A 22,465-nucleotide genomic window follows, 5' to 3' on the forward strand; every position below is an offset into this window, starting at 1 on the left:
TGGGCGTGAGGCTGTCTTGGAGGCCTGCACGTTCCCTTGTGCGCGCTGGCGCAGTGAGCTTTCGACCTGGGGCGCCACCATGCTGGTCTCGGGTAACGGCAGGTTTGCCGCTGAGTCCGCTACAGGCGGCTGCTGTTCGCGTGGTTTGGCAGCGTCGTGGGTGAGCGACGGGGTGGTGGGCTGATTGCTGCTGCAGGCGCCCAGGAGCAGGGCGAGCGCAAGAAGGCTGTGGCGCGGCATACAACGTCCTTTGCTTGTCGAGAACAAGCGTGGCGAGAGAAGAGGTCCGGAGGTCGCCGTGCACTGCGCCTCTGAACGTCTAACGGGCCAGGATGGGAAACGGGGTTAACCGATGCGAGATTTTTTTCGCCGACTTGGCGGCTGCGTTCGCGCTGCGGTGGTTCCCGTTGTGCGCGGATCCGCATGCACGGCAGTGGCGTTGTGGTTTATCGGCGCGCCCCGCTGTCGCATCATGGGAGGCTGCCGCTGATCGCGCGGTCACCTGTTTCCGTCACGGAGTGCATCTGGATGATCCAACGTCGTCACTTCCTCAAGAGCGCCACGCTGGGCGCCATTGCTTCCGGGCTGGCCGGGTGGGGCGCGCGTGCGCAGGCAGCTGCGGGTGTGGCTACCACCGCACGTGTGCCGGTCCTGCCCGCTGGCGCGCCGCGGGTGATCTCCACCTGGGATTTCGGCATCGCCGCCAATCAGGCGGCCTGGGACATTCTGAAAGCCGGCGGCAAGGCGCTGGATGCGGTGGAAGCGGGCGTGCGCGTGCCCGAGGCCGATGCCAGCAATCCCACCGTGGGCCTGGGTGGCTATCCGGATCGCGACGGGCGGGTGACCCTGGATGCCTGCATCATGGATCACCTCGGCAATTGCGGGGCGGTGGCTTCGCTGGAAGATGTGGTGCACGCCATCTCCGTGGCGCGCGCGGTGATGGAAAAAACACCGCACGTGATGCTGGTGGGCGATGGTGCGCGGCAGTTCGCGCTTGAGCAGGGGTTCCCAAAGACCAAGCTGCTGACGCCCAGTTCGGAGGCGGCGTGGAAGGAGTGGTTGAAGACGTCCAAGTATTCGCCCGAAGCCAATATCGAGAACCGCGCCTGGCGCGATGCCAAGCTGCCGGGTGGCAAGGACAACCACGACACCATCGGCATGCTGGCACTCGATGCGCACGGCAATCTGTCCGGCGCGTGCACCACCAGTGGCATGGCGTGGAAGATGCACGGCCGGGTCGGCGACAGCCCGATCATCGGTGCGGGCCTGTATGTGGACAACGACGTGGGCGGCGCCACCTCCACCGGTGTGGGCGAAGAAGTGATTCGCAATGTCGGCAGCTTTGCGGTGGTGGAAATGATGCGCCAGGGCAAGTCGCCGGCGCAGGCCTGCCGCGAGGTGGTGATGCGGCTGGTGCGGCGCAAGCCCGAGCTCACGCGCACGCTGCAGGTGGGCTTTCTGGCGATGAACAAACGCGGCGAGGTCGGCGCGTTCGCGATCCAGAAGGGTTTCAGCTACGCGGTCTGCGATGCGCAGCGGCAGGACCTGCTGGTGCCCGGTGAGAGCCACTACCGCAACGAGCCAGCCGCATGAGTGCGGCAGACGTCGTGGTGGGGCTGGAAGTGGCGGCCGATTCGGTGGGCTCGGCATTGGCCGCGCAGGATGGCGGTGCGATCCGAGTCGAACTCTGCGGCGGGCTGGATGGCGGTGGGCTGACGCCCTCGTTCGGCACCTTGGCAGTGGTGCGCGAACGCTTACAGATTCCGCTGTATGTGCTGATCCGCCCGCGCGTAGGCGATTTTGTTTTCGACGCCGCGGAAGTGGAGGTGATGCGGCGCGACGTGGAGCAGTGCGTACGGCTGGGCTGCGACGGCGTGGTGCTGGGCGCGCTGGATCCGCAGGGGCAAGTCGACCTGCCGGCGATGCGTGCGTTGATCGAGGCCGCAGGGACGCTGGGCGTGACGTTCCATCGCGCGATCGATGTCAGCTCCGATCCTGCGCGCGTGCTGGAGGATGCGATTACGCTGGGTTGCGAGCGTGTGTTGACCTCGGGTGCGCGTGCGAGCGCGCTTGAAGGTGTAGAGACCATTGCTGCCCTGGTGCGACAGGCCGGCGAGCGGATCAGCATCATGCCGGGTGCGGGTGTCTCGGCGGCCAATGTGCAGGCACTGCGCGCAGGCACCGGTGCGCGCGAATTTCATGCCTCGGCGCGCGGCCCGGTGGCGGCGCAGGTGCACGCACCGCATCCGTACATCACTGACCTGGGCGGCGATTATCAACGCACCGACGTGGCGCGCGTGCGCAGCATCGTGCAGTTGTTGCAGACAGCGTAAGTGGCGGGTGCAGGCGGGCTGCTATTGGGTGATGGGGATTGCCTGATGTTGGCTTGGTGAAGCATGGTGCACCAGCAGCGGTTAGTTATTACGCAGCTGACGCGCTCGCTCAACGCACCAACCCCAATCAACGCACGATTAATTTCGCCGGGTCGATCACCACATGCTTGATGCGCTGGCGCTTCCAGGTGTAGCTGATGTGCACCAGGCCATCGCGGGTCTGGATCACGGCCGGGTACGAGAATTCATCTTTCGGGCTGTCTTCCAGGGTGAGCACGCGGCGCCACTGCACGCCATCGTCTGACACCGCAACCGCCAGCGTGCCGCGGCCATCCCACCATTGCTTGCCGGCGATGCCCGGGTTGTAGACGAGCAGGGCGCGGCCGTCGCGCAGCATCACGGCATCCGTGCCGCTGTTGGGGTTCTCCACGTCCAGCAATTGCATTGGCTGCCAGTGCAGCCCGCCATCGTTGGAGAAGGTACTGAACAGTTTGTTTTGCTGGCTGCGGCCAAGCGCTTGCAGGCGGCCATCGGCGTGCAGCAACAGGCTGGGCTGGATGGCGCCGATGGTGGCGGCGTCGTTGAGCGGCAGGCCGCGCTGCCAGTGCGCGCCGTCGTCATCGCTCCATTCCAGGTGGGCGCGCCAACCGCGGTCCTCGCTGCTGCTTGGGGCCAGGATGCGTCCATTGGGCAACTGCAGAGGCTTGTTCTTGATCGGCCCGAGAATGCCGTTGGGCAAGCGCTGCGGGGGCGACCACTGCGCGCCGTCATCGGTGGAGGTGATGCGCAGGCCCCACCAGTCGCGCGGGTTGGGGCCGAGCTTGTAATAGAGCTGCACCGGGCCATGCCGGGGCTGGAACAGCACCGGATTCCAGGCTGGTAACGCCGCGCCATCGGGGCCAGCATGCGCGCCATCGGCAATGCGGCGCGGTGCCTGCCAGTGCTGCGGCCCGCGTTGCGCCAGCCAGATGCCGACGTCGGCGGCGCCTTCATGCGTGCCTCCAAACCATGCGGCCAGCAGGGTGCCATCGCGTGTTTCCAGCAAGGTCGACGCGTGTGCCTGCGCGGTGGGCGCGGGGTTGGCGATGAACTCGCTCAGCACCACGGCCGGGGGGGCAGGCGTGGGTGATTGCGCCTGCGCGCATAGCGCGGCCAGGCTCAAGACAACACTGGTCAACAGGTGTGCCGGTCGCATCGTGGTTCAGTTCTCGATGGATTTATAGATATCTATTTATCAGCTATTGAATGCCATTGCTGTGGTTATCCGAGGTGGCAGAAGCAGAAGCGATAGTAGAAACCTGAGTGCAGTTGCTGCAAACGCAGCCCAAGCTCAGGACAAGCCAAAGCCAAAGAAGCTGTGAATAGTCAGCCAGGATCTGCGCTGCGTAGTTCAGAGCCTCCTGGTGGGAACCCGAAGCATGTGAACGTCCGCCAAGCGTCGGGTACGCCAATCAATCGAGCTGTAAGCCATAGTGTTCGCGAGTGGCTTCATTCGGAAACAAAAAATCTGAGTAGTCGTGCCAAGAAGGATCTTGCTTGATATTCGTGTAAACCTTGCAGCCTGGGCAATGGCTGGCATAGACATCCGACAGTGCGTGCTGGATACCATCGGGGCTCTTCACGTAGACATAGTGCAACTGCTCAAAGTTGTGGGTGAATGTGCCCGCATAAACATAAGGCGTGTGCTTTGCAATTTCCGCAACGATCCGTTCTTGCAAGTCATTCAAGCGCTTGGCGTCTATTTTCTCTGGAAGGGCGTCAGTCCGGCTGGTTGTATAAGTTGTTCCAGTGACGATTAGGTTGGGATATTTGACTTCAGGCGCGGCCTTGCGCAATGCAAGATTTAAACGAATCGAGCCAGGTCCGTCATCATATGAGGCCATATATGTCCACCATTGCTCGGGCAGCGATGGCCGCGAAGAGGCCTGCGTTGTCGATAGAGCTGCAAGAAAAGTAACGATTCGTCGTTTCATTCCATCCATCCTTGATGGGTTAAAAGTACTGCATCGCAAGCCTTGCAGTTCAGCGAGTTGTCCACACCGGTGTAGCCGCTGTCGCCAAATGCGCTGTCTTCCTTACCGTGCAGGAGCGCGTGCACCACCGTGACATTGGCGAGCGTGGTGTTCGCGATGCCGGCGATCGGTGACCCGTGAAGGGGACCGGTCTGCGCGCCGGCGATAGCATTAGTGCTGCCGCCATGCCGCCAACGCGCGGCTGCGCAGCGCTCAGGCGGCGTCTTGGTCGCGGCCTTGCGGGGGCAGCAGGGTCTGCGGTTGTTTGGCCGCGTGGGTCTGGACCAGGAAGGTCATCAGGTGCGCCGCTTCGGTGCTGCCGATCGGTTTGCTGGGTGCGTGCTTGCTGTGGACGTGTTCGGCGAAGGCGTGCTGGGTCTGCTCCGGAACCGCGGAGACAGGGTCTTGCGTAACGGTGGACGACGACATGAAACGCTCCTGGAACCAAACAACTGACCGCCGTTCAAACGGACGACGGGAATGCGTCGCTCTCTCTGTATAGCGACGTGAGCCGGTGATCTTGCCTGGAATGTGGTCCGTCCGATACCACGCGGGCTGCGGACGGTGCACGAGCACCGGATGTCCAGTTAACGGCGGGGCTGCGGGGCTCTGAAGGGCCCGTGGCCCGGCGGCTGGATGGCGTTTGCCTGCCGGTGGGGTTGGCGGTGGTAGGCCTGATCGCTGGCGTGGCGGATGGAGGCGTCTGGGTTCGCGGGCGCGCGTTGGCCTGAGTTGTCAGCTACTAGCCGGCGGGAGTGGCCACCAGCGATCAGCCGCCAACCGCTTGCCGCCAATCGCCAATCGCCAACGATCAAGCGCCACCACTACTCACTAATCACCAATCACCTGACTAATGCGTACGCGCGACGCAGCAACGCAGCGCGTACGGCAGACGCGCTCACTCCTTCGGCGTCATCCATACCTGCTGCTGCAGGCCGCGCACGCTCGGTTTGGGGGTGCTGTCCAGGTCGAACACCACCACGGTGTTGTCGCCCTTGTGCTGGAACGGGGCGGGGTAATACAGCGCCCGTTGCGGGCCGATGTTCCAGTGCCTGCCGAGGTTGACGCCGTTGGCCCAGGCGATGCCTTTGCCGAATGCGCGCATGTCCAGGTAGGTGTCGGTGGGCGTGCCGATGCGCAGGGTGCCGCGATGAAAGGCGGGGCCTTCCACTGTGTTACGCGTCCAGCCGCGGATGCTGTCGGGCGAGCGCATGGGGAGCGGGAACGCCTGCCAGTTGGTCAGCGGTTGGTTGCCCAGCAGTACCGGGTCGACCAGGCCGGCGCGGCCGTCGGCCATGCGCGGGCCGTAGTTGATGCGGCCGCTGTTTTCGACCAGAACATCCAGGGTGTGTTGGCCAGCCGGAATGTCCACGTCGGTGGCGACCTGCTGCAGCCGGCGTTCGACGCTGCCAACGGGCTGCTGATCCACATAGACGCGTGCTACGTCGCGCACCTCGCCCAGATACAGCGAACCCGTGCGCGGGCCGGTGACGGTGGTGCGATACAGGATGTAGCCATAATCCTGGCCGAAATGTTCCATCGGCTGCGGCGTGTCGATGGCGATGGGCGCGGGCAGGTTGTCCCACAGCGAGGCCGACTCGCGCAGCGGTGCGTCCTTCAGCGCGGCCATGGCGATCGGTGCGGGCAAGGCCGGCGGCTGCACGCCGGTGACGCGCGTGATGGCATCGCGCATCAGCGCGAACTTGGGCGTGGGGCGGCCGGCTTCGTCCAGGATGGCGTCGTAGTCGTAGCTGGTGGTCTGCGGTGCGTAATGGTCGCTGGGATTGCCCTGGAAATTGGCACCATTCATGAAGCCGAAACTGGTGCCGCCGATGAACATGTAGAGGTTGGCGGAATGGCCCTGGCGCAGGATCCATTCCAGTTCTTCGGTCTGCTGCTTGGCGTTGGTGCTGGCGTGCGGCGTGCCCCAATGGTCGAACCAGCCGGCCCAGTATTCGCCGACCATGCGCGGTTGGTCAGGCTGAAACTTGATCAGTTTGTCGAACGCACTCTTGGCCTCGCCCGGGGCGAAATTCACCACGGCCAACGTGCCCGGCAGGGTGCCGTTGGCAAGCATGTCCGCGCCGTCGGAGGTAAACAGCAGCGCCTTGTCGAAGCCCGCCTTGACGAACATGGCGCGGTTGTCGGCCATGTAGGCATGGTCGTCGTCGTACGAGCCGTACTCGTTCTCTACCTGCACGGCGATGATCGGGCCGCCATTGTGGTTGAGCAGTGGGCGCACCTGCTGCGCCACTGCATCCAGGTAGGACTGGCTGGCGGCGAGAAAGCGCGGGTCGCGGCTGCGTACGCGGATGTTGTCCTTGCCAAACAACCAGGCTGGATACCCACCGGCTTCCCATTCCGCGCAGGCGTACGGGCCGGGCCGCAGGATCACGTTGAGGCCTTGCGCGGCGGCCTCGCGTACGAACGCGGCCACGTCGTTGTTGGCGTTGAAATCGAATTGCCCCTGCTGCGGTTCGACCAGGTTCCAGAACACGTAGGTTTCCACCGTGTTCAAACCCAGCGCACGCGCTTTTTGCAGGCGGTCTTTCCAGTAGGCGCGCGGAATGCGCTGGAAATGGATGGCACCGGAAAGCACTTGGTATGGCTTGCCGTCGCGCACGAACTGCGTGCCCTGGGTAGCGAAGGTGGGCCACTGGTCATCGCTAGCGGCCGTGGCGGTAATGGGCAGTGCGATGGCCAGGGCCAGGACGAGCGGGGCAAGCGTGGTACGCAACATGGGCAATTCTCGGCGATGACGAATGACGAATGACGAATGACGTGGGGCGAGTGACACGAACGGATGGCGGGCCAGGCTGCAGTGCCGGTGTTGCGTGCGCACCGCAGGTTGCCTATCGTTGCCCCATGCAGGAGGACGCGATGGCGCGCGAAGCGGCTTGAAGGAGCGCGCCGTTGCGCTGCGATCATCCGAGCGCAGCGCACCAGGTGTGGCCGCTCACGCGTGGCGCTGACGCAACGATCGCGCGTGCTCAGGCGAACGACGGCGGCAGGTCCTCCTTGCTTGCACCGAACGCCAGGTTGGGCGTGGCTCCCATGCGGAACTCCAGCGTGCCGCCAGCGGCCAGATCGGCATGCCGCATCCAGCTGCGCGTGATTGGCGTGCCGTTCCAGGTCAGCGACTGTACGTAGAGGTTCTTGGCGCTGGTGTCGCGGGCAATGATGCGCAACGTGCGGCCGTTGCCCACGTCCAGCTCGGCGCGCTTGAACAACGGGCTGCCGAGCACATAGTTGCCGCTGACCGGGTCCACGGCGTACAGGCCAAGTGCGCTGAGCACGAACCACGCACTCATCTGACCGCAATCCTCGTTGCCGGACAGACCATTGCGCGCATCGTGGTATTGCTCGCGCAACAGCCGGCGCACCATCGCCTGGGTCTTGTACGGTTGCCCGGCGTAGGCGAACAGATACGCCACATGGTGGCTGGGTTCGTTGCCATGCGCGTACTGGCCGACCAGGCCATCGATATCCGGCGGTGCATCGGCCGGCAACTCGGAGCTGGTGGAAAACAGCTCGTCCAGCTTGGCCAGGAAGCCATCGCGGCCGCCGTACAAATCCATATAGCCATACAGATCGTGCTGGTTGAGGAAGGTGGCCTGCCAGGCATTGGACTCGGTGAAATCGCGCCACTTGGCGATGTGCCCCATGCCGCGCGGGTCGAACGGTGTGGCCCAGCTGCCGTCTTCCAGGCGCGCCTGCACGAAGCCGCTGTCGCGGTTGAACACGTTGCGGTAATTGCGCGAACGTTCGCGCAGTGCGCGTGCATCGTCGGTGGCGCCAGCGGCCTGCGCCAGGTGCGCGCAGGCCCAGTCGTCGTAGGCGTATTCCAGGGTGCGGCTGACCGCCTCGTCCACCTTGTCGGCGGGGATGTAACCAAGCGCGCGGTAATACGCCAGGCCGTGCGTGGTGTCGTCCATGGCGCGTTTGCGGTAGGCCGGCCAGGCGGCTTTGTAGTCGATGCCGGTGAAGCCCTTGGTGTGCGCTTCGGCCAGCACCACCGCCGAGTGGTAGCCGATCATGCAGCCGGTTTCCACGCCCTGCAGCGGCCAGATGCCCACGCCATCCGGGCATTCATTGGCGCCGCGCACCAGGCACTGCACCAGGTCCGGCACGCGCTCGGGTTGCACCAGGGTGAGCAGCGGATGTGCGGCGCGGTAGGTGTCCCACAACGAGTAGGTGCTGTAGTTGTGATACCCCTTGGGTGCGGTGTGGATCTGCAGGTCCATGCCGCGGTAGCGGCCATCGACGTCGCTGAACAACGTGGGCGCCAACAGGCTGTGATACAGGCCGGTGTAGAAGATGCGCCGTTGCGCCTCGTCGTCGCTGTCGATGCGCACGCGCCCCAGTTCCTTTTCCCACGCGGCCACGGCTTGCGCATGCACGCGGGCGAAGTCGAAGTCGGGAAGTTCGGCATCCAGGTTGGCCAGCGCGTTGTCCGCGCTCACCGCCGAGATGCCGACCTTGATCAGCAGTGGCGCCTCGGAGGCATCCGGATAATGCAGTGCGGCCTTGAGATGCACGCCATCGGCGCTGTGCAGCCCGGCGGCGAGGGGCTGGTCTTCGTTGTACAGCTGCGCCTTTTCGAACGGGCGCGACAGCCGCATGGCGAAGTAGATATAGCGGCCCTTGGCCCACTGATAGACACGGCGGCCGCCGGTGATGGTCTGTGCGTCGACCACGCGCAGCTGCGCATCGCTCACGCGGGTGGCGATGCCGGGTTTGTCCTGCATGCCATGGCACAGGTCCAGCAGCACGTGCGCAGGTTTGCCCTTGGGGAAGTGGTACCGGTGCAGGCCGGCGCGCGCGGTGGCGGTGAGTTCGGCATGCACTCCGCTGTCCTTGAGCCGCACGCGGTAGTAGCCGGGCGAGGCCGCTTCATCCGCATGGTCGTAGCGTGAGCGATAGCCGGCGTCGGGATCATCCAGCGGGCCGGGTACCAGCTTGACCTCGCCGGTGGCCGGCACCAGCAGCACATCGAGCATGTCGCCGATGCCGGTGCCGGACAGATGCGTGTGCGAAAAGCCCATGATCGAGCCATCGGACTCTTGGTAGCCCGAGCACGAATCCCACACCGCGTTGTAGGTATCCGGGCTGAGCTGCACCATGCCGAACGGCAATGTCGCGCCGGGGAAGGTGTGGCCGTGGCCGCCGGTGCCGATGAAGACATCGACATGACGGGTGAGGTCGGCGCGGGTGCGCGCATCGGCCGGCAGTGCGTAGGAGCCGGCGCGTGCGCGGGCGAGGCTTGTGGCCAGAGCGCCGCTACCGAAGAGGGCTGCTGCGATGGCGCCTTGTAGAAAACCGCGTCGTGTTGCCATGTGTCTGGTCTCGGAGTTTGCGGGCCGATGCCGGGGCACCCTCATCCGCCCTTCGGGCACCTTCTCCCGGCGGGAGAAGGGAAGATCAAGTGCGGTGTCGTTCCGCCTGGAAAGGAAGATCTAGCGCTTCGGACAATCAACTACTGCGCAGCAGCTGCGGTTTACGCTGATGCAGGTCGATGATGAGTTCGCCGAACAAGGTGTTGGCCCAGGCGAACCAGTCACGCGTAAATGTGGCTGGGTTGTCCTTGTCGAAGGCCTCATGCATGAAGCCGGTGCCGGCATGCGTGGTCTTGAGCCACTGCAGGCATTGGCGCAGCTGCGCATCGTCGTCGCTGACCAGCGCGTACTGCACGATCGCCATCGGCCAGATGGTGCCCATGCCGCTATGCGGGCTGCCCACGCCTTCGGCCGCGCTGCCGCGCGAGAAGTACGGGTTGCGTTCGCTCCAGGCCAGCTGGCGTGTGCGCAGGAACACCGGGTCGGCGCGATCGCAACAGCCCAGGTAAGCCAGGCTGAGCAGCCCGGGCGCGTTCGCGTCGTCGATGAACAACTGATTGCCGTAGCCGTCCACTTCAAACGCCCAATACGCCTGGCCATCGCTGTCGCGCATCTGCCCGAACTGGCGCGTGGCGGTTTCCACTTCGTCGGCCAGCGCGGTGCAGTCGGCCGCGAATGCGCTGTCGCGATGGATCTGCGTGCTCATGCTGGCCAGCTGCCGCAGCGAGGCCGCCGCGAACAGGTTGGCCGGCACGAACAATGGGAATACGCAGGCATCGTCGGACGGGCGGAACATCGAATGGATCATGCCGTTGGGCTTGGTCGGCTGGCCGTAGCCTTCCAGCACCAGCGTCTCGGTGGCCAGCGGCGAGGGGCGCTGGAACACGTACGGGCCGCGGTTGTCCTTGCGCTGCTGTTCGCGGAAGGTGCGTACCACCACGTGCATCGCCTCGCGCCAGTCGTCGTCGAACGGCGCGGTGTCGCCGGTGGCGCGCCAGTATTCGTGCGCAATGCGGATCGGGTAGCACAGCGAATCGATTTCCCACTTGCGCTCGCCAACGCCGGGCTTCATCTCGGTGATGTCGTTGAGCGACCACTTCAGGCGCTGGGTCTGGCCATCGGGCAGGAACGCGTTGGCATACGGATCGAGCTTGATGCAGGCGGCCTGGCGCTGGATCAGGCCATGGAACATGCGCCGCAGCGCGGGGTCGCGCTTGGCCAGCGGCACATACGGATGCACCTGCGCGGACGAATCGCGCAGCCACATCGCGTGGATGTCGCCGGTGATGACGAAGGTGTCCGGCTTGCCGTTGCGGGTGCCGGTTTCCACCGTGGTGTCGAGCGTGTTGGGGTAGCAGTTCTCGAACAGCCAGGCCAGTTCCGGGTCGGCGATGCGCGCCTTGATCTGGGTGATCTGCTGCTCCACCGCGGTGCTGACGAAGCGGCGCTGCGCCTTGGGCGGACGCTTGCTGACAAAGCCCGAGGCCGGCGACGAGGTCGCTGCGCGTGCACCGGGGATGCCGCCGATCAGCGCGCTGCCTGCGGCGGCGCCGAGCATGCCCAGCATCGTGCGGCGCGAGACGCCGGCGGTGGTGGGTTGCGTGCTGTCATCGCGCGCTGGCTCGGTGATGCTGTCTGTGGGGATCTTACGCATGGATACTCCTGATGCCGCGCCCTTGCTGCGGGCGCGTGGTGTTCGTGACGCGCATGCCGGCACTGCGCCGGCGCGCTGCGAATGGCCTTACTTTGGCAGCGGTGCGCGGCCCTGGATGGTGAGCGCCACGCTCTGGCCGGGGGCGCCGGTGTCTGGCTGGCCACCACCGACGAACAGCCGGTAATCGCCGGCTTCCACCGCGCGCGTGCCGGTACGGTCCACATCGCTCAGGGCGCGCGCATCCAGGGTGAAGGTGAGCGTGCGCTGCTCGCCCGGTTGCAGATGCACGCGCTGGAATCCAACCAGGCTGCGCAATGGCGACTGCGGGCGGTCTGGATACTGCAGATACACCTGCGCCACTTCATCGCCCGCGCGTTCACCGGTATTGCGCACGGTCGTGGTCACCTGCAGCGGGCTGCCGGCCTGCAGCATGGTGGCGGACAGGCGCGGCGCCTCGTACGCAAAGCGGGTGTAGCTGAGCCCGTAGCCGAACGGGAACAACGCCTCGCCCTTGAAATAGCGGTAGGTGCGGCCCTTCATGTCGTAGCTGACGTATGGCGGCAGGTCCTTGGTGGAGCGATAGAACGTCACCGGCAGGCGCCCGCCGGGGTTGTCTTCACCGGCCAGCGCACGGGCAATCGCGGTGCCGCCGGACTGGCCGGGGTACCACGCCGCCACGATCGCATCGGCATGGGTCTTGGCCCAGTTCAATGCCACCGCGCTGCCGCTCATCAACACCACCACCAACGGCTTGCCGGAGGCCTTGGCACGTTCCAGCAAGGCCTGTTGCGCGGCGGGCAGGGCGATGTCGTTACGGTCGCCGCCGTCGAAGCCGGGCACGTCGATACGCAGTTCCTCGCCTTCCACATCCGGCGATAAACCGACGAAGGCCACCACCGCATCGGACTGCGCCACGGCTTGTTCGGCTTCGGCCAGTTGCGCGGCGGCCGGTGCCAACCATTCCAGGCGCACGCCCTGGTCCTGGCCGCGGTGTTCGAGTTCCAGGCGGATCTTGCGTGGGCGGGTGTCGTCGAAATGCAGCACCGTCTCCACGCTGCGGCCGTCGGCATTGTGCATGCCGGCCGGCACGTGCTTGTCTTCGGCGTTGCCGGCAACGACCAGTTTGTCGTCGATGTACAGCCGCACCGGGTCGTGGCCGGTGCAATCGAAGCACCGCGCCACGCGCACTGCCAGCGTGTAGTCGCCAGTGCCGGGCGGCAACAGCTCGCCGCTCCAGCGCACGGCGTAGCGATCGGCGGGCACGCCCTTGGCCGGGCTTACCTGGTCCCAGTTGAAGCTGATCGCGCGGTCCTGGCGCGTCACGCGCGGTGCGCCTTCCAACTCGACATTGTCGAAATACTCACCGCGCAGCCCGGGCTTGCCGTCGCTGCGCAGCGCGGTCTCCGGAATCATGCCCGGCACGCCAGCGGCCAGCGGCGCGCCTTGCGCGTAGCGCACCTGCTGCGCGCCGAAGCGCTGGCGCAGGCCGAGCAGCGGCGTCACCGGCTGCGATGAGGTGCCTTGGTAGTTGGCTTCCAGTGCAGCCAATGCATCGGCGTTGGGGCCGATCACCGCCAGCCGCGTGCCGGCCTTCAACGGCAGCGTGGCGTTTGCGTTCTTCAGCAGCACAATCGACTCGGCGGCCGCCTGCAACGCCAGCGCACGGTTGCCCGCGTTGTCGATGTCCTTGGCGCCGAGCATGGCGTAGCGGTCCTTGCGCGGCGCCTGCAGCTCGCCCAGGCGGTAGCGTGCGGCGAACAGGCGCACCAGCGATTGATCGAGCAGGGCTTCATCCACTTCGCCGCGTTCGATCGCGGTGCCAAGCGCGCGATAGGCAGTGCCGCAGTTGAGATCGTGGCCCGCCTTGAGCGATGCCGCCGACGATCCGGCGTTATCCGGGCGGAAGTAATGGAACTGGGTCATGTCGTCCACTGCATCGCAGTCGGAGACCACAAAGCCCTTGAAGCCCCAATCGCCGCGCACGCGGCCGTTGAGCAACCAGTCTGCCGCGCATGCCGGCGTGCCGTGCAGGGAGTTGTAGGCGCACATCACCGAGCCGGCCTGGCCCTCGACCAGCGCGGCACGGAACGCAGGTGTGTAGGTCGCTTCCACATCGCGCGGGGAGACGTCCACATCGAAACCATGCCGGCCCGGCTCCGGGCCGCTGTGCACGGCGATGTGCTTGGGCGTTGCAATGGTGCGCGGATGTTCCAGGTCATCGCCCTGCAGGCCGCGAATGAAACCCACGGCCAGTTGCCCGGTGAGGAACGGGTCTTCGCCATAGGTTTCCATGCCACGGCCCCAGCGCGGGTCGCGGAAGATGTTGATGTTCGGCGACCAGATGGTCAGGCCTGCGTAACGCTTGTGGTCCTTGCCCGGGCCGCCGGCCTGGTTGAACTTGGCACGTGCCTCGGTCGACACCACCGTGCCCACCTGCTGCATCAGCTGCGTATTCCAGCTGGCGGCCAGCCCGATCGCCTGCGGAAACACCGTGGCGTAGCCATTGCGGGCAATGCCGTGCAGGCCTTCGCTCCACCATTCGTAGGCGGGGATGCCCAGGCGCGGAATTGCCGGCGCCGCGCTCATCGCCTGGGCCACTTTTTCCTCGCGGCTCATCTGCGCGACCAGTGCAGCGGCACGCTGTTCCGGCGTCCCGGTGGGCGCTGCGGCCTGAGCGGGCGCACTGGTCAGCGGTGCAGCCAAGGCAAATCCGAGAGCAAGGGCCAGGCGATGCGGAAACACGGACAACGACATCATTTCACTCCTGCCGTGCGGCAGTGGCCGCGCGGCGTTGCATTGGGGTACCCGTCGCGTGGCGACGGGCAGGGATGGATCTGGATGCGGCAGGCCGTGTATCGGCGCTGCCGCGGTAGTGCGACGTCTGGCTCGCGCTGCTGCGCAGGTGCGAAGCGGTGCGGTGGTGCTGGCGTGTGCGTCGCGCGTTGCACCAACGATGATGTTCACCGCGGTGCATGCGCCGCGCTCACTGTGCAGCGAACTGAAACGTCATTTGCTCTCGGCCGGCTCCGGTGGTGCACCCGCCAGCGTGCTGGCCAGGTCGCGGACCTGCAGCGCGGCCTGCAACTGCGCCAGCGCAGTTTTGCTGGTCACGTGCACGGTCAGCGGCTCGCCCGGCAGCAGGTCGAAGGCGTTGTCCGACAGCGTGGCGTCCACGTCGCCGAACGACAGCCACACCTCGCGCGCCAGCGTCTTGCTGGACAGCGTGAGCGCGTAACCATCGCCATCGGCGCGCCACTGGCTGTCGATCGTGGCGGTGGGCAAGGCCAGTTGCTTGGCGGCGGCGAAAAACACCACTTCGCGTGAAAGCACGGTATCGCCATCCAGCAGTTCGAACACCGCATAGCTACGCTTCGGATCGGCGCTGCCCAGCAATTGCTTGTCGCTGAAGTTGCCCACCTGCAGGCTGCTCAGCGGCTTAAGCGTGGCTTTTTCTTCGCGCTTGCTCAGCACCTTGCCCTCCATGCTCATCACGCGCATGCGCCAGCGCGCCTGCAGCGGCGTGGTGCGGTCGGACACCAGCGAGACCTCGGTCTGGCCCTTGTCGTTGCGCAGCGCGGCGATCATTTCTGGCGCATAGAAGCGGCGTGCGTGGTAGTGCAGCGCCTTCCAGCGGCCGTAGTAGTCCACGCTCGACCAGGAGGCGCCGGGCCACACGTCGTTGAGCTGCCAGTACAGCGAGCCCATCGACTGCGGACGCGAAGCGCGTAGATGCGAGGCGGCCAGGTTGATGCCTTCGGCCTGCATCAGCTGGCTCAGGTAGACGAAGCTTTCGAAATCCTTGGGCTCGCCGAATTCGCGGCGGATATACAGCATCAGCCGTTTGTTGCCGTTGCCCTTGTCGAACTTCTGATGCACGCGCATCACCGGCGATTCCGGATCCATGTCGCCGGGTTCGGCGAACGCGCGCACGGTGCGCATGTCCGGGAACGACTGCAGGCCGTATTCGGACATGAAACGCGGAGTGACATTGAGGTATTCGGTGACCGGCAGCGCCGGGCCGCCCCAGACCTTCCAGTAATGCATGTCGCCATCGTTGGCCTGGTCCGCAGCACCGTCGAAATTGGTGCCGGGCGAGGTGGACCAATACGGCACATCGCTGTCGTAGGTGGCGACCACTTCGCGGAACACGGTGCCGAACAGCGTGGTCATGCCGCGCTCGATGCGGCTGCGTTCTTCCGGGTCCACCGACTGCTTGAACTTGACCCGGTCGCCCCAGTTTTCCCAACCGGTCTGCACTTCGTTATTGCCGCACCACAACACCACGCTGGGATGGTCGCGCAGGCGTTTGACCTGCTCGATCGCTTCCTGGCGGGTGTTTTCGCGGAACTCCACGTCATACGGCGGCACCGCGCCACCGAACATGAAGTCCTGCCAGATCATGATGCCCAGCTCGTCGGCCACCTCGTAGAAATGGTCGTCCTGGTAATGGCCGCCGCCCCACATGCGCAGCATGTTCATGTTGGCATCGCGCGCGTCCTGCAGGGTGCTGCGCATGCGCGCCTGGCTGACGCGCGAGGGGAAGGCGTCCAGCGGAATCAGGTTGGCGCCCTTGGCAAAGATCGGGATGCCGTTGATCACGATCTCCATGCTCTTGCCGAACTTGTCTTTTTCGCGGCGCAGCTCCACCGAACGCAGCCCGGTGATGCGCTTGATCTGCTGGCTGTCGCCATCGGCATCGCGCACCGTCGCCACGAAGGTGTAGCGGTCCTGCGCGCCGTAGCCGGCCGGGAACCAGCGCTTGGGCTTGGCGATGCGCACGGCCAGATCGATGTGGTTCTGGCCCGGGTCGACCACCGCGTCCTGGGTGAACTGGCCCACGCGCTGGCCATCCGGGCCGAGCACGTCAAGGCTGACCTGCACCGGGCCGCTGCGGCCGGCCTGCAACTCCAGCTGCGCCTGCAGCTGCGCACTGTTGGCATCCACGCGCTGCTGGGCGATGTGCAAGCCGTCCACGCGCACCGCATCCCAGGCTTCCACACGCACGTCTTTCCAGATGCCGGCGTTGACCATGCGCGGGCCCCAGTCCCAGCCGAAGTTGTACGGCGCCTTGCGCACGTAGGTGGAGCTGTGCCGCGATTCGGGCTCGTCGCCGAAGGCCGAATCGTAGGCGCCCGGCAGCGCGTACGGCTGCTTGGCGAGCCACGGCTGGATTTTCTTGATCGGCGAAAACAGCTTCACTTCCAGCACGTTGTCGCCGCGCTTGAGCAGCGCCTTGGCGTCCACGCGCCACTGCCGGAACATGTTGTCGGCGCTGAGCAACGGCTTGCCGTTGAGGGTGACCTCGGCAAACGTATCCAGGCCATCGAACACCAGCTCCACATGCTCACGCGCGAGCGTGGCCGCATCGACCTTGAAGCGCGTCTGGTACTGCCAGTCGCTCAGGCCGGCCCACTGAATCTTGCCTTCGTTGTCGCGGTAGAACGGGTCCGGCACGACCTTGGCGGCGATCAGATCGGTCTGCACCACGCCCGGCACGTGCGCCGGCAACCAGGCGGCGGCCTTGGGGTAGGTCTTGGCCTGTTCCTGCCCCGGGACCAGCCGCACCTGCCAGCCGCTGTCCAGCGTCACGGCCGTGGGCGGCGCTGCCCAGGCCTGCGACATGGCGAAGGCGAGGGCAAGCCCGAGGCGGGCGGGTGCAGGAACACGACGTTGGCGGGGCAGGGGCATGCAGGGTTCTCCTTGAAGGGATCAGCGCGTGGCGGCGGGGGGCGCCTGCGCGGTGGTTTCGATCAGATGGACGGCGCCGATGGCATACAACGGGCCGGTGATGGGGGCGGTGAAGCGCAGGCACAGATCGTGCGTGCCGGTGCGTGCAGGCAGCGCGCTTTCCAGCGTGAATTGTTCGCCGAGCGCGTTGCCCTTGGGCAGCGGGATGAGCGCGAGCAGCTCGCCTTCGCAACCCAGGCGCACTTCGAGTTCACCGCCGGGTGTCTTGGCCGGGTACTTCTGCACCTTGGACTGCTCGTGCGCCAGGCCGAAGTTGCGCGCCAGGCGTGCGGCGTCCACCTTGATCGCGCCCACATCATCCAGCCGCGCCTGCGGATACAGGCGGCAGGCATGGAACAGGTCCACGTTGTAGACCGGCGTGTCCGCGCCCGGCAGATCCGGCAGCAGCGGCAGGCGCAAGCCCAGCGCTCCTTGCTCGACACAGTGACGCAGACCCTGGGTGTCGCGGCTCAGCAGCGCGGCACGGTCAAAGGTGCGGCTGCGTGGGGCGGCCAGTGCAATGCCATCGTCGGTGAAGGCGGTGGCCTTGACGGTGGTGGGCAGCTGAATCGCGAACGGCGCCGTGTAGCGCGGTGCATCCGGTGTGGGGTCGCTGCCATCCACGGTGTAGTGCAGGCTGCCGGCGCCGCTCTGGTTGCCGAGCGACACCTTGGCCGGGCCACCGGCCAGTACCGCGTTGACGTCGCCGTCCAGGTCGATGTCGGCGGCAAAGGCGCCATCGCTGTAATCGATGCCCAGCGCCTGATAACGCTGCAGCTGCGCCGGCATCCGCGCCAGGAAACTCTTCCAGTCGCGCGCGGCCATCGGCGACCACGTCACTTCGGCCACCGCTGCCAGGCGCGGGAACAGCGCGTGGTCGATGTGCCAGCGCGAGGGAATGTATTCGGCCCACAACGCGCCCTGTGCGCCGAGCACATGCTTGGCCTGCTCGGCATTGAGCGCGGCCGGCACCGGGTTGAACGCGTAGACCTTCGAGAGCGGCAGCGTGGTCAGGCGGCCGTTGGGTTCATCGCTGCGCGTGGTTTGCAGGTTGTCCAGATACAGCGAATCGCCCGGTGCCAGCACCACGTCGTGGCCTTGCTTGGCGGCGGTCACCGCGCCTTCGATGCCACGCCAGGACATCACGGCCGCGCTGGCGGGCACGCCACCTTCGAGGATTTCGTCCCAGCCGATCATGCGCCGGCCGTGCAGGGTGAGGTACTGCGCCAGTTGCTCGTTGAACCAGCCTTGCATCGCGTGTGCGTCCTTGACGCCGAGCTTGCGCATCTGTGCGCGCACCGTAGGCGAGGCTTCCCATTGGTCCTTGACTGCCTCATCGCCGCCGATGTGGATGTAGGTCGACGGGAACAGCGTGAGTACTTCATCCAGCACATTGGTGATGAAGGTCAGGCTGCGTTCGCTGGTGTTGAACAGGTACGGGTTGACGCCCCAGTCCACACCCACCTGGGTGCGCACGCCGGGGACGCCCACTTCTTCGGGGTAGGCGGCAACGGCCGCCTGCGCATGCCCGGGCATATCCAGCTCGGGCAGCACGGTGATGTGCAGGCGCGCCGCGTAGGCCACCACTTCGCTGATCTGTTCCTGCGTGTAGAAGCCGCCATAGCGCTCCGGTGTGCCGTGCTGGCCCGCGCCCGGCGGCGTGCGCCACGCACCCACCTCGGTGAGCTTGGGGTAGCGCTTGATCTCGATCCGCCAGCCCTGGTCATCGGTGAGATGCCAGTGCAGCACGTTGAGCTTGTGCACGGCCATCGTGTCGAGCACGTGCTTGACCGTTGCTACGTCGTGGAAGTGGCGCGCCACATCCAGATGCTGGCCGCGCCAGCTGAAACGCGGCCAGTCGCGGATGGTCACCGCCGGTACCTCGACATCGCCCTTGCGCGCATCCGGGGTCATCAACTGCCACGCGCTCACGGTGCCGTAGAACAACCCGGCGCCATCACGCGCCTGGATACGGATGCCCTTCGCGTCGCTATCGAGGCTATAGCCTTCCTTTTGCGTCACCGGTGCCTGCGCGCTGCGTTCCAGGCGGATGCTGCCCGGCGATGCGCTGGTTTCGTTGCGCACTTCCAGCGACAGGCCGCGCGTGCGCTTGAGCAGCTCGGCGAGATATTCGGCGCTGCGGCGTGCATCGGCATCGCCACCGACGATCGAAATCACCGTGCCGGCACCGATGTGGAAACTGCCACTGCCGCGTGTGAGCTGCGCCGGTGCCGGAATCAGGGGCAGCGGTGTGTTCGCGGCAGGTGCCGCGGGCGCGCCGGCACTGGCAACGGCCGGTGCAGTGCCGGCCTCGCGTTGACCACATCCAAGCAGGGCGCTGACTGCAACGCAGCAGACAAGCAGGCGCGACGGCAATCGTGTGGACAGCAGCAGGCGCGACGACAGCGTGCGTGGAACAGGGCCGGTGTTGGAGAGCATGCAATCACATCCCGATGTGGCAATCAGCGCGTGTCATGCAGCTTGCCACGCGCCAGGACACGGCAGCCACGCACAGTAGCAAAGCCGTGGCGAACGACGCAGGGACTGGCGCACGCTTCGTGCGCGCGCCGCCCTGCTGCGTGGCGGGCTCAGCGCTGCGCCACCGGCAGCTCATCCCACACCTTCGGATCTTCGGCGCCCAGCACCCAGCAGCTAAAGCCTTCCAGGCCGTACTGCTTCACCATGTCGTAGCGTGCCTTGAAGCTGCGCGCATCCGGGCGGAACACCCACTCGCGCATATCGTCGCGGTAGAAGTAGAACCACGATTCCTGCTCCACCGGATCCCACTGCACGGTGGCGTTCTGTTCGATCGCCAGCGGGAAGGATTCGTCGGCATCGATATACGTGGCCGAGATGTTCGACGCTTCGGTGCCGTCTTCCTTCACCGGGTTGCCGGTGTACCAACGGTAGCCGTAAGTGGCGATACCCAGCGAGAGCTTTTCCTTCGGTACCTGGGTGATGGCGTAGTCCAGGTGCTTTTTCATCCACACCATGCCGTCGACCGGGCCAGGCGTGGTCCAGCGGGTGTGCTGGTCGTAGGTCATGATGCTGACCAGATCGGCGGCCTGGCCCAGTGCCTTCAGGTCATACGCACCGCGCCAGTATTCCCACATCCACTTGGAAAACTGGCCGCCTTCGGCATGGCCCGGCGCATTGGGCACCACTGCCACCGACATCTTGAAACCGGCCTTGTGCAGCGCATCGGCGGTCTGCTTGACCATCAGCGTGTAGGCATCGCGATCGGTCCAGGCAATGTTCTCGAAATCGAACTGGAAGCCGTAGTACTTGTGCTGCTTGCCGTGGATCAGCAGCGATTCGATCATGCGCTTCTTGGCCGCTTCGTCGTGCATCAGCTTGTGGAAGCCGTCGCGGCCGGTGGTCATCGACAGTATCGGCATCACGCGCAGATTTTTCTGCTTGGCGATGTCGTACAGATACAGGTTGGGCGTACCGTTGACCAAGCCGTTCTGATCCACGCCATACCAGGTGGGCACCACCACATCGATCTTGTCGACATTGGCCAGGAACGAATTGGTCGATTTCTGCGTGTTCATCAGATAGAACAGCGCCGTGGGATTCTTGGCCAGCGCCAAGGTGGGCGCGCAGGCAACCGCCAGCGCGAGCAACATCCAGGTCAATCGCTTGATCATGAAGACAGGATCCGTCAGGGAGTGGAAGAGGGCGCAAGGTCGATGCGGAACACGTAGGCGCTTTCGCCTACCGGCTTGGCCGGCAGCCGCAGGTGCAAGCCATCGGCCTGTTGTTCGAAGGGAATCTTTTTGCCATTGGCCAGCAGCGTCACCCCGCGCACGCCATCGGCGGCGGTGAGCGAGCGGATCACCGCCTTGCCATCGGCCGGCCAGCCCAGTTCGATGGCATACAGCGCGCCATCGCGGGTGGTGAAGCGGAAATCTTCAGCCGTGTACGGCTTGGTCTTGACGTCCTGGAAGGTGCCGCCCACCACTTCGGTGGGGCCTTCGCCATACACGCGCCACGGCTTGCTGTCGTAGATCGCGCCGCCATTGGTCTTGAGCCACTTGCCGATCGCCAGCAGGATGCCGCGCTCGGTGTCGGGGATGGAGCCATCGGCGCGCGGGCCGATGTTGAGCATCAGGTTGCCGTTCTTGGCCACCACATCGGCCAGCATGTGGATGATGAAGGTGGGTGACTTGTAGGTGTCGTTTTCGATATAGCCCCACGATGCATTGCTCACCGAGGTGTCGGTCTGCCAATGCGTGGGGTGGATGCCGGTGAGCTGGCCGCGTTCGATATCCAGCGTGCCGGCGCCTTCGGGAAACGCACCGAGCTTGTAGTTCACCACCACGCCACGGTCGGCTTCGGTCCGCGCCGCACCCTGGTTGTAGTAGTACGCCAGCATGGTCGGCAGGCTGCTGCGGAAGGTGGGGTGGGCGATCCACCAATCGAAATAGATCAGGTCCGGCTGGTAGACATCGATCAACTCGGTGGTGCGCGCCAGCCAGTCGTCCAGCCACGCCTGCGATACGGGCGTCCAGTCGTTGGCGACATCAGCGTCGTCCTTGCCGGGCAGGCGCACCTGCGCGGGGCCATACAGCGCCGCATAGCGCGGGTCGTTGACATCCGAATCGAACTTGCGCCCGCCATCGAAGAACCAGTTGTGCTCGGCGCGGTGAGAGGACAGCCCGAAGTGCAAGCCTTGCGCACGGATCGCCGTGGACAACTCGCCCAGCAGGTCGCGCTTGGGCCCCATCTTCATCGCCGTCCAGTCGGACAACTTCGAGTCGTACAACGCAAAGCCATCGTGATGCTCGGCCACTGGCACCACGTAGCGCGCACCGGATTCACGGAACAGCTTGGCCCAGCCAGTCGGGTCGAACTTGGGTGCGGTGAACTTGGGAATCAGGTCCTTGTAGCCGCTGCTCGCCTGCGGGCCATAGGTCGCCACGTGGTGCGCGAATTCCTTGGAGCCTTCCAGATACATGTTGCGCGAGTACCACTCGCTGCCGAAGGCCGGCACCGAAAACACGCCCCAGTGAATGAAGATGCCGAACTTGGCGTTGTCGTACCACGCAGGCGATTGATACGCCTTCAATGCGGCCCAGTCGGGGCGGAACGGCCCCTTGCGCGCGCCGGCTTGCGCTTCGCGCACCAGCCGTGCGCGTTCGGGTGCGTACTGCGCGGTGGCGTCGAGCCACTGCTGGTCGATGACCTCCGGGCTGAGCGTGGTGGCGGTCGGCGCGGTGGGCGATTGCGCTGCGCTGAGCGTGGCGGCAGGCAACGCGAGCAACAGACCGAGCGCGAGCATTCGCGTTCTGGGTGCAGCTCCGGCGTGGCGGCGGGATGGAGCCGCAAGGCGGCTATCGGTCGTCATGGGAACTGCACTCCTGTGGGCAAAGACGCGCCGGCATCAGGCATCCGGCCCGT

13 protein-coding genes are annotated in these 22,465 nt (G+C 65.5%); 2 read left to right on the forward strand and 11 right to left on the reverse strand.

The window, feature by feature from the left end:
* Positions 1–528 precede the first annotated feature (528 nt).
* Both QRM60_RS11430 and QRM60_RS11435 read left to right on the forward strand, forming a co-directional pair.
* A complete protein-coding gene (locus QRM60_RS11430) occupies positions 529–1,593 on the forward strand; it encodes a N(4)-(beta-N-acetylglucosaminyl)-L-asparaginase (protein WP_119959258.1) in 1,065 nt (354 codons plus the stop codon).
* Positions 1,590–2,333 (forward strand): copper homeostasis protein CutC, encoded by a 744-nt coding sequence (locus tag QRM60_RS11435; protein WP_161962763.1) that lies wholly within the window; start codon positions 1,590–1,592, stop codon positions 2,331–2,333. The genes QRM60_RS11430 and QRM60_RS11435 overlap by 4 nt, the downstream gene beginning before the upstream one ends.
* Positions 2,334–2,460: 127 nt before the next feature.
* On the opposite strand, the gene QRM60_RS11440 is transcribed toward QRM60_RS11435, so the two are convergent.
* The 11 genes from QRM60_RS11440 to QRM60_RS11490 form a co-directional block, all read right to left on the reverse strand.
* On the reverse strand, positions 2,461–3,528 hold the full coding sequence (locus QRM60_RS11440; RefSeq protein ID WP_115556530.1) for a sialidase family protein: 1,068 nt from the start codon (positions 3,526–3,528) through the stop codon (positions 2,461–2,463).
* A 256-nt stretch (positions 3,529–3,784) separates the two neighbouring features.
* Entirely contained in the window at positions 3,785–4,306 is a 522-nt protein-coding gene (locus QRM60_RS11445; RefSeq protein WP_161962762.1) for a DUF695 domain-containing protein, read from the reverse strand.
* A 252-nt stretch (positions 4,307–4,558) separates the two neighbouring features.
* The gene (locus tag QRM60_RS11450; RefSeq protein ID WP_076038560.1) at positions 4,559–4,774 is read right to left on the reverse strand and encodes a hypothetical protein; all 216 of its coding nucleotides are present in this window, start codon (positions 4,772–4,774) and stop codon (positions 4,559–4,561) included.
* A 469-nt stretch (positions 4,775–5,243) separates the two neighbouring features.
* Complete coding sequence (galC, locus tag QRM60_RS11455; RefSeq protein WP_285446234.1) at positions 5,244–7,085, reverse strand: beta-galactosidase GalC; 1,842 nt, start codon at positions 7,083–7,085, stop codon at positions 5,244–5,246.
* 250 nt (positions 7,086–7,335) lie between these two features.
* Positions 7,336–9,681: a GH92 family glycosyl hydrolase gene (locus QRM60_RS11460; protein WP_285446235.1), complete on the reverse strand. Its 2,346-nt coding sequence runs from the start codon at positions 9,679–9,681 to the stop codon at positions 7,336–7,338.
* A gap of 136 nt (positions 9,682–9,817) precedes the next feature.
* Positions 9,818–11,248, reverse strand: a complete 1,431-nt coding sequence (locus QRM60_RS11465) for a glycoside hydrolase family 125 protein (protein WP_161962936.1) — start codon at positions 11,246–11,248, stop codon at positions 9,818–9,820.
* A gap of 174 nt (positions 11,249–11,422) precedes the next feature.
* Positions 11,423–14,089, reverse strand: coding sequence for a glycoside hydrolase family 3 protein (locus tag QRM60_RS11470; protein ID WP_115557457.1), 2,667 nt, complete (start codon positions 14,087–14,089; stop codon positions 11,423–11,425).
* 252 nt (positions 14,090–14,341) lie between these two features.
* On the reverse strand, positions 14,342–17,023 hold the full coding sequence (locus QRM60_RS11475) for a glycoside hydrolase family 2 protein (RefSeq protein WP_285446236.1): 2,682 nt from the start codon (positions 17,021–17,023) through the stop codon (positions 14,342–14,344).
* A gap of 21 nt (positions 17,024–17,044) precedes the next feature.
* On the reverse strand, positions 17,045–19,501 hold the full coding sequence (locus QRM60_RS11480; RefSeq protein WP_285446237.1) for a family 20 glycosylhydrolase: 2,457 nt from the start codon (positions 19,499–19,501) through the stop codon (positions 17,045–17,047).
* Between the two features lie 149 nt (positions 19,502–19,650).
* Complete coding sequence (locus tag QRM60_RS11485) at positions 19,651–20,712, reverse strand: glycosyl hydrolase family 18 protein (protein WP_115006187.1); 1,062 nt, start codon at positions 20,710–20,712, stop codon at positions 19,651–19,653.
* A gap of 14 nt (positions 20,713–20,726) precedes the next feature.
* Positions 20,727–22,412, reverse strand: a complete 1,686-nt coding sequence (locus QRM60_RS11490) for an alpha-L-fucosidase (protein ID WP_285446238.1) — start codon at positions 22,410–22,412, stop codon at positions 20,727–20,729.
* Positions 22,413–22,465 lie beyond the last annotated feature (53 nt).

This window comes from Xanthomonas sp. fls2-241-TYG-148 (assembly GCF_030208815.1).
GTDB lineage: Bacteria > Pseudomonadota > Gammaproteobacteria > Xanthomonadales > Xanthomonadaceae > Xanthomonas > Xanthomonas campestris.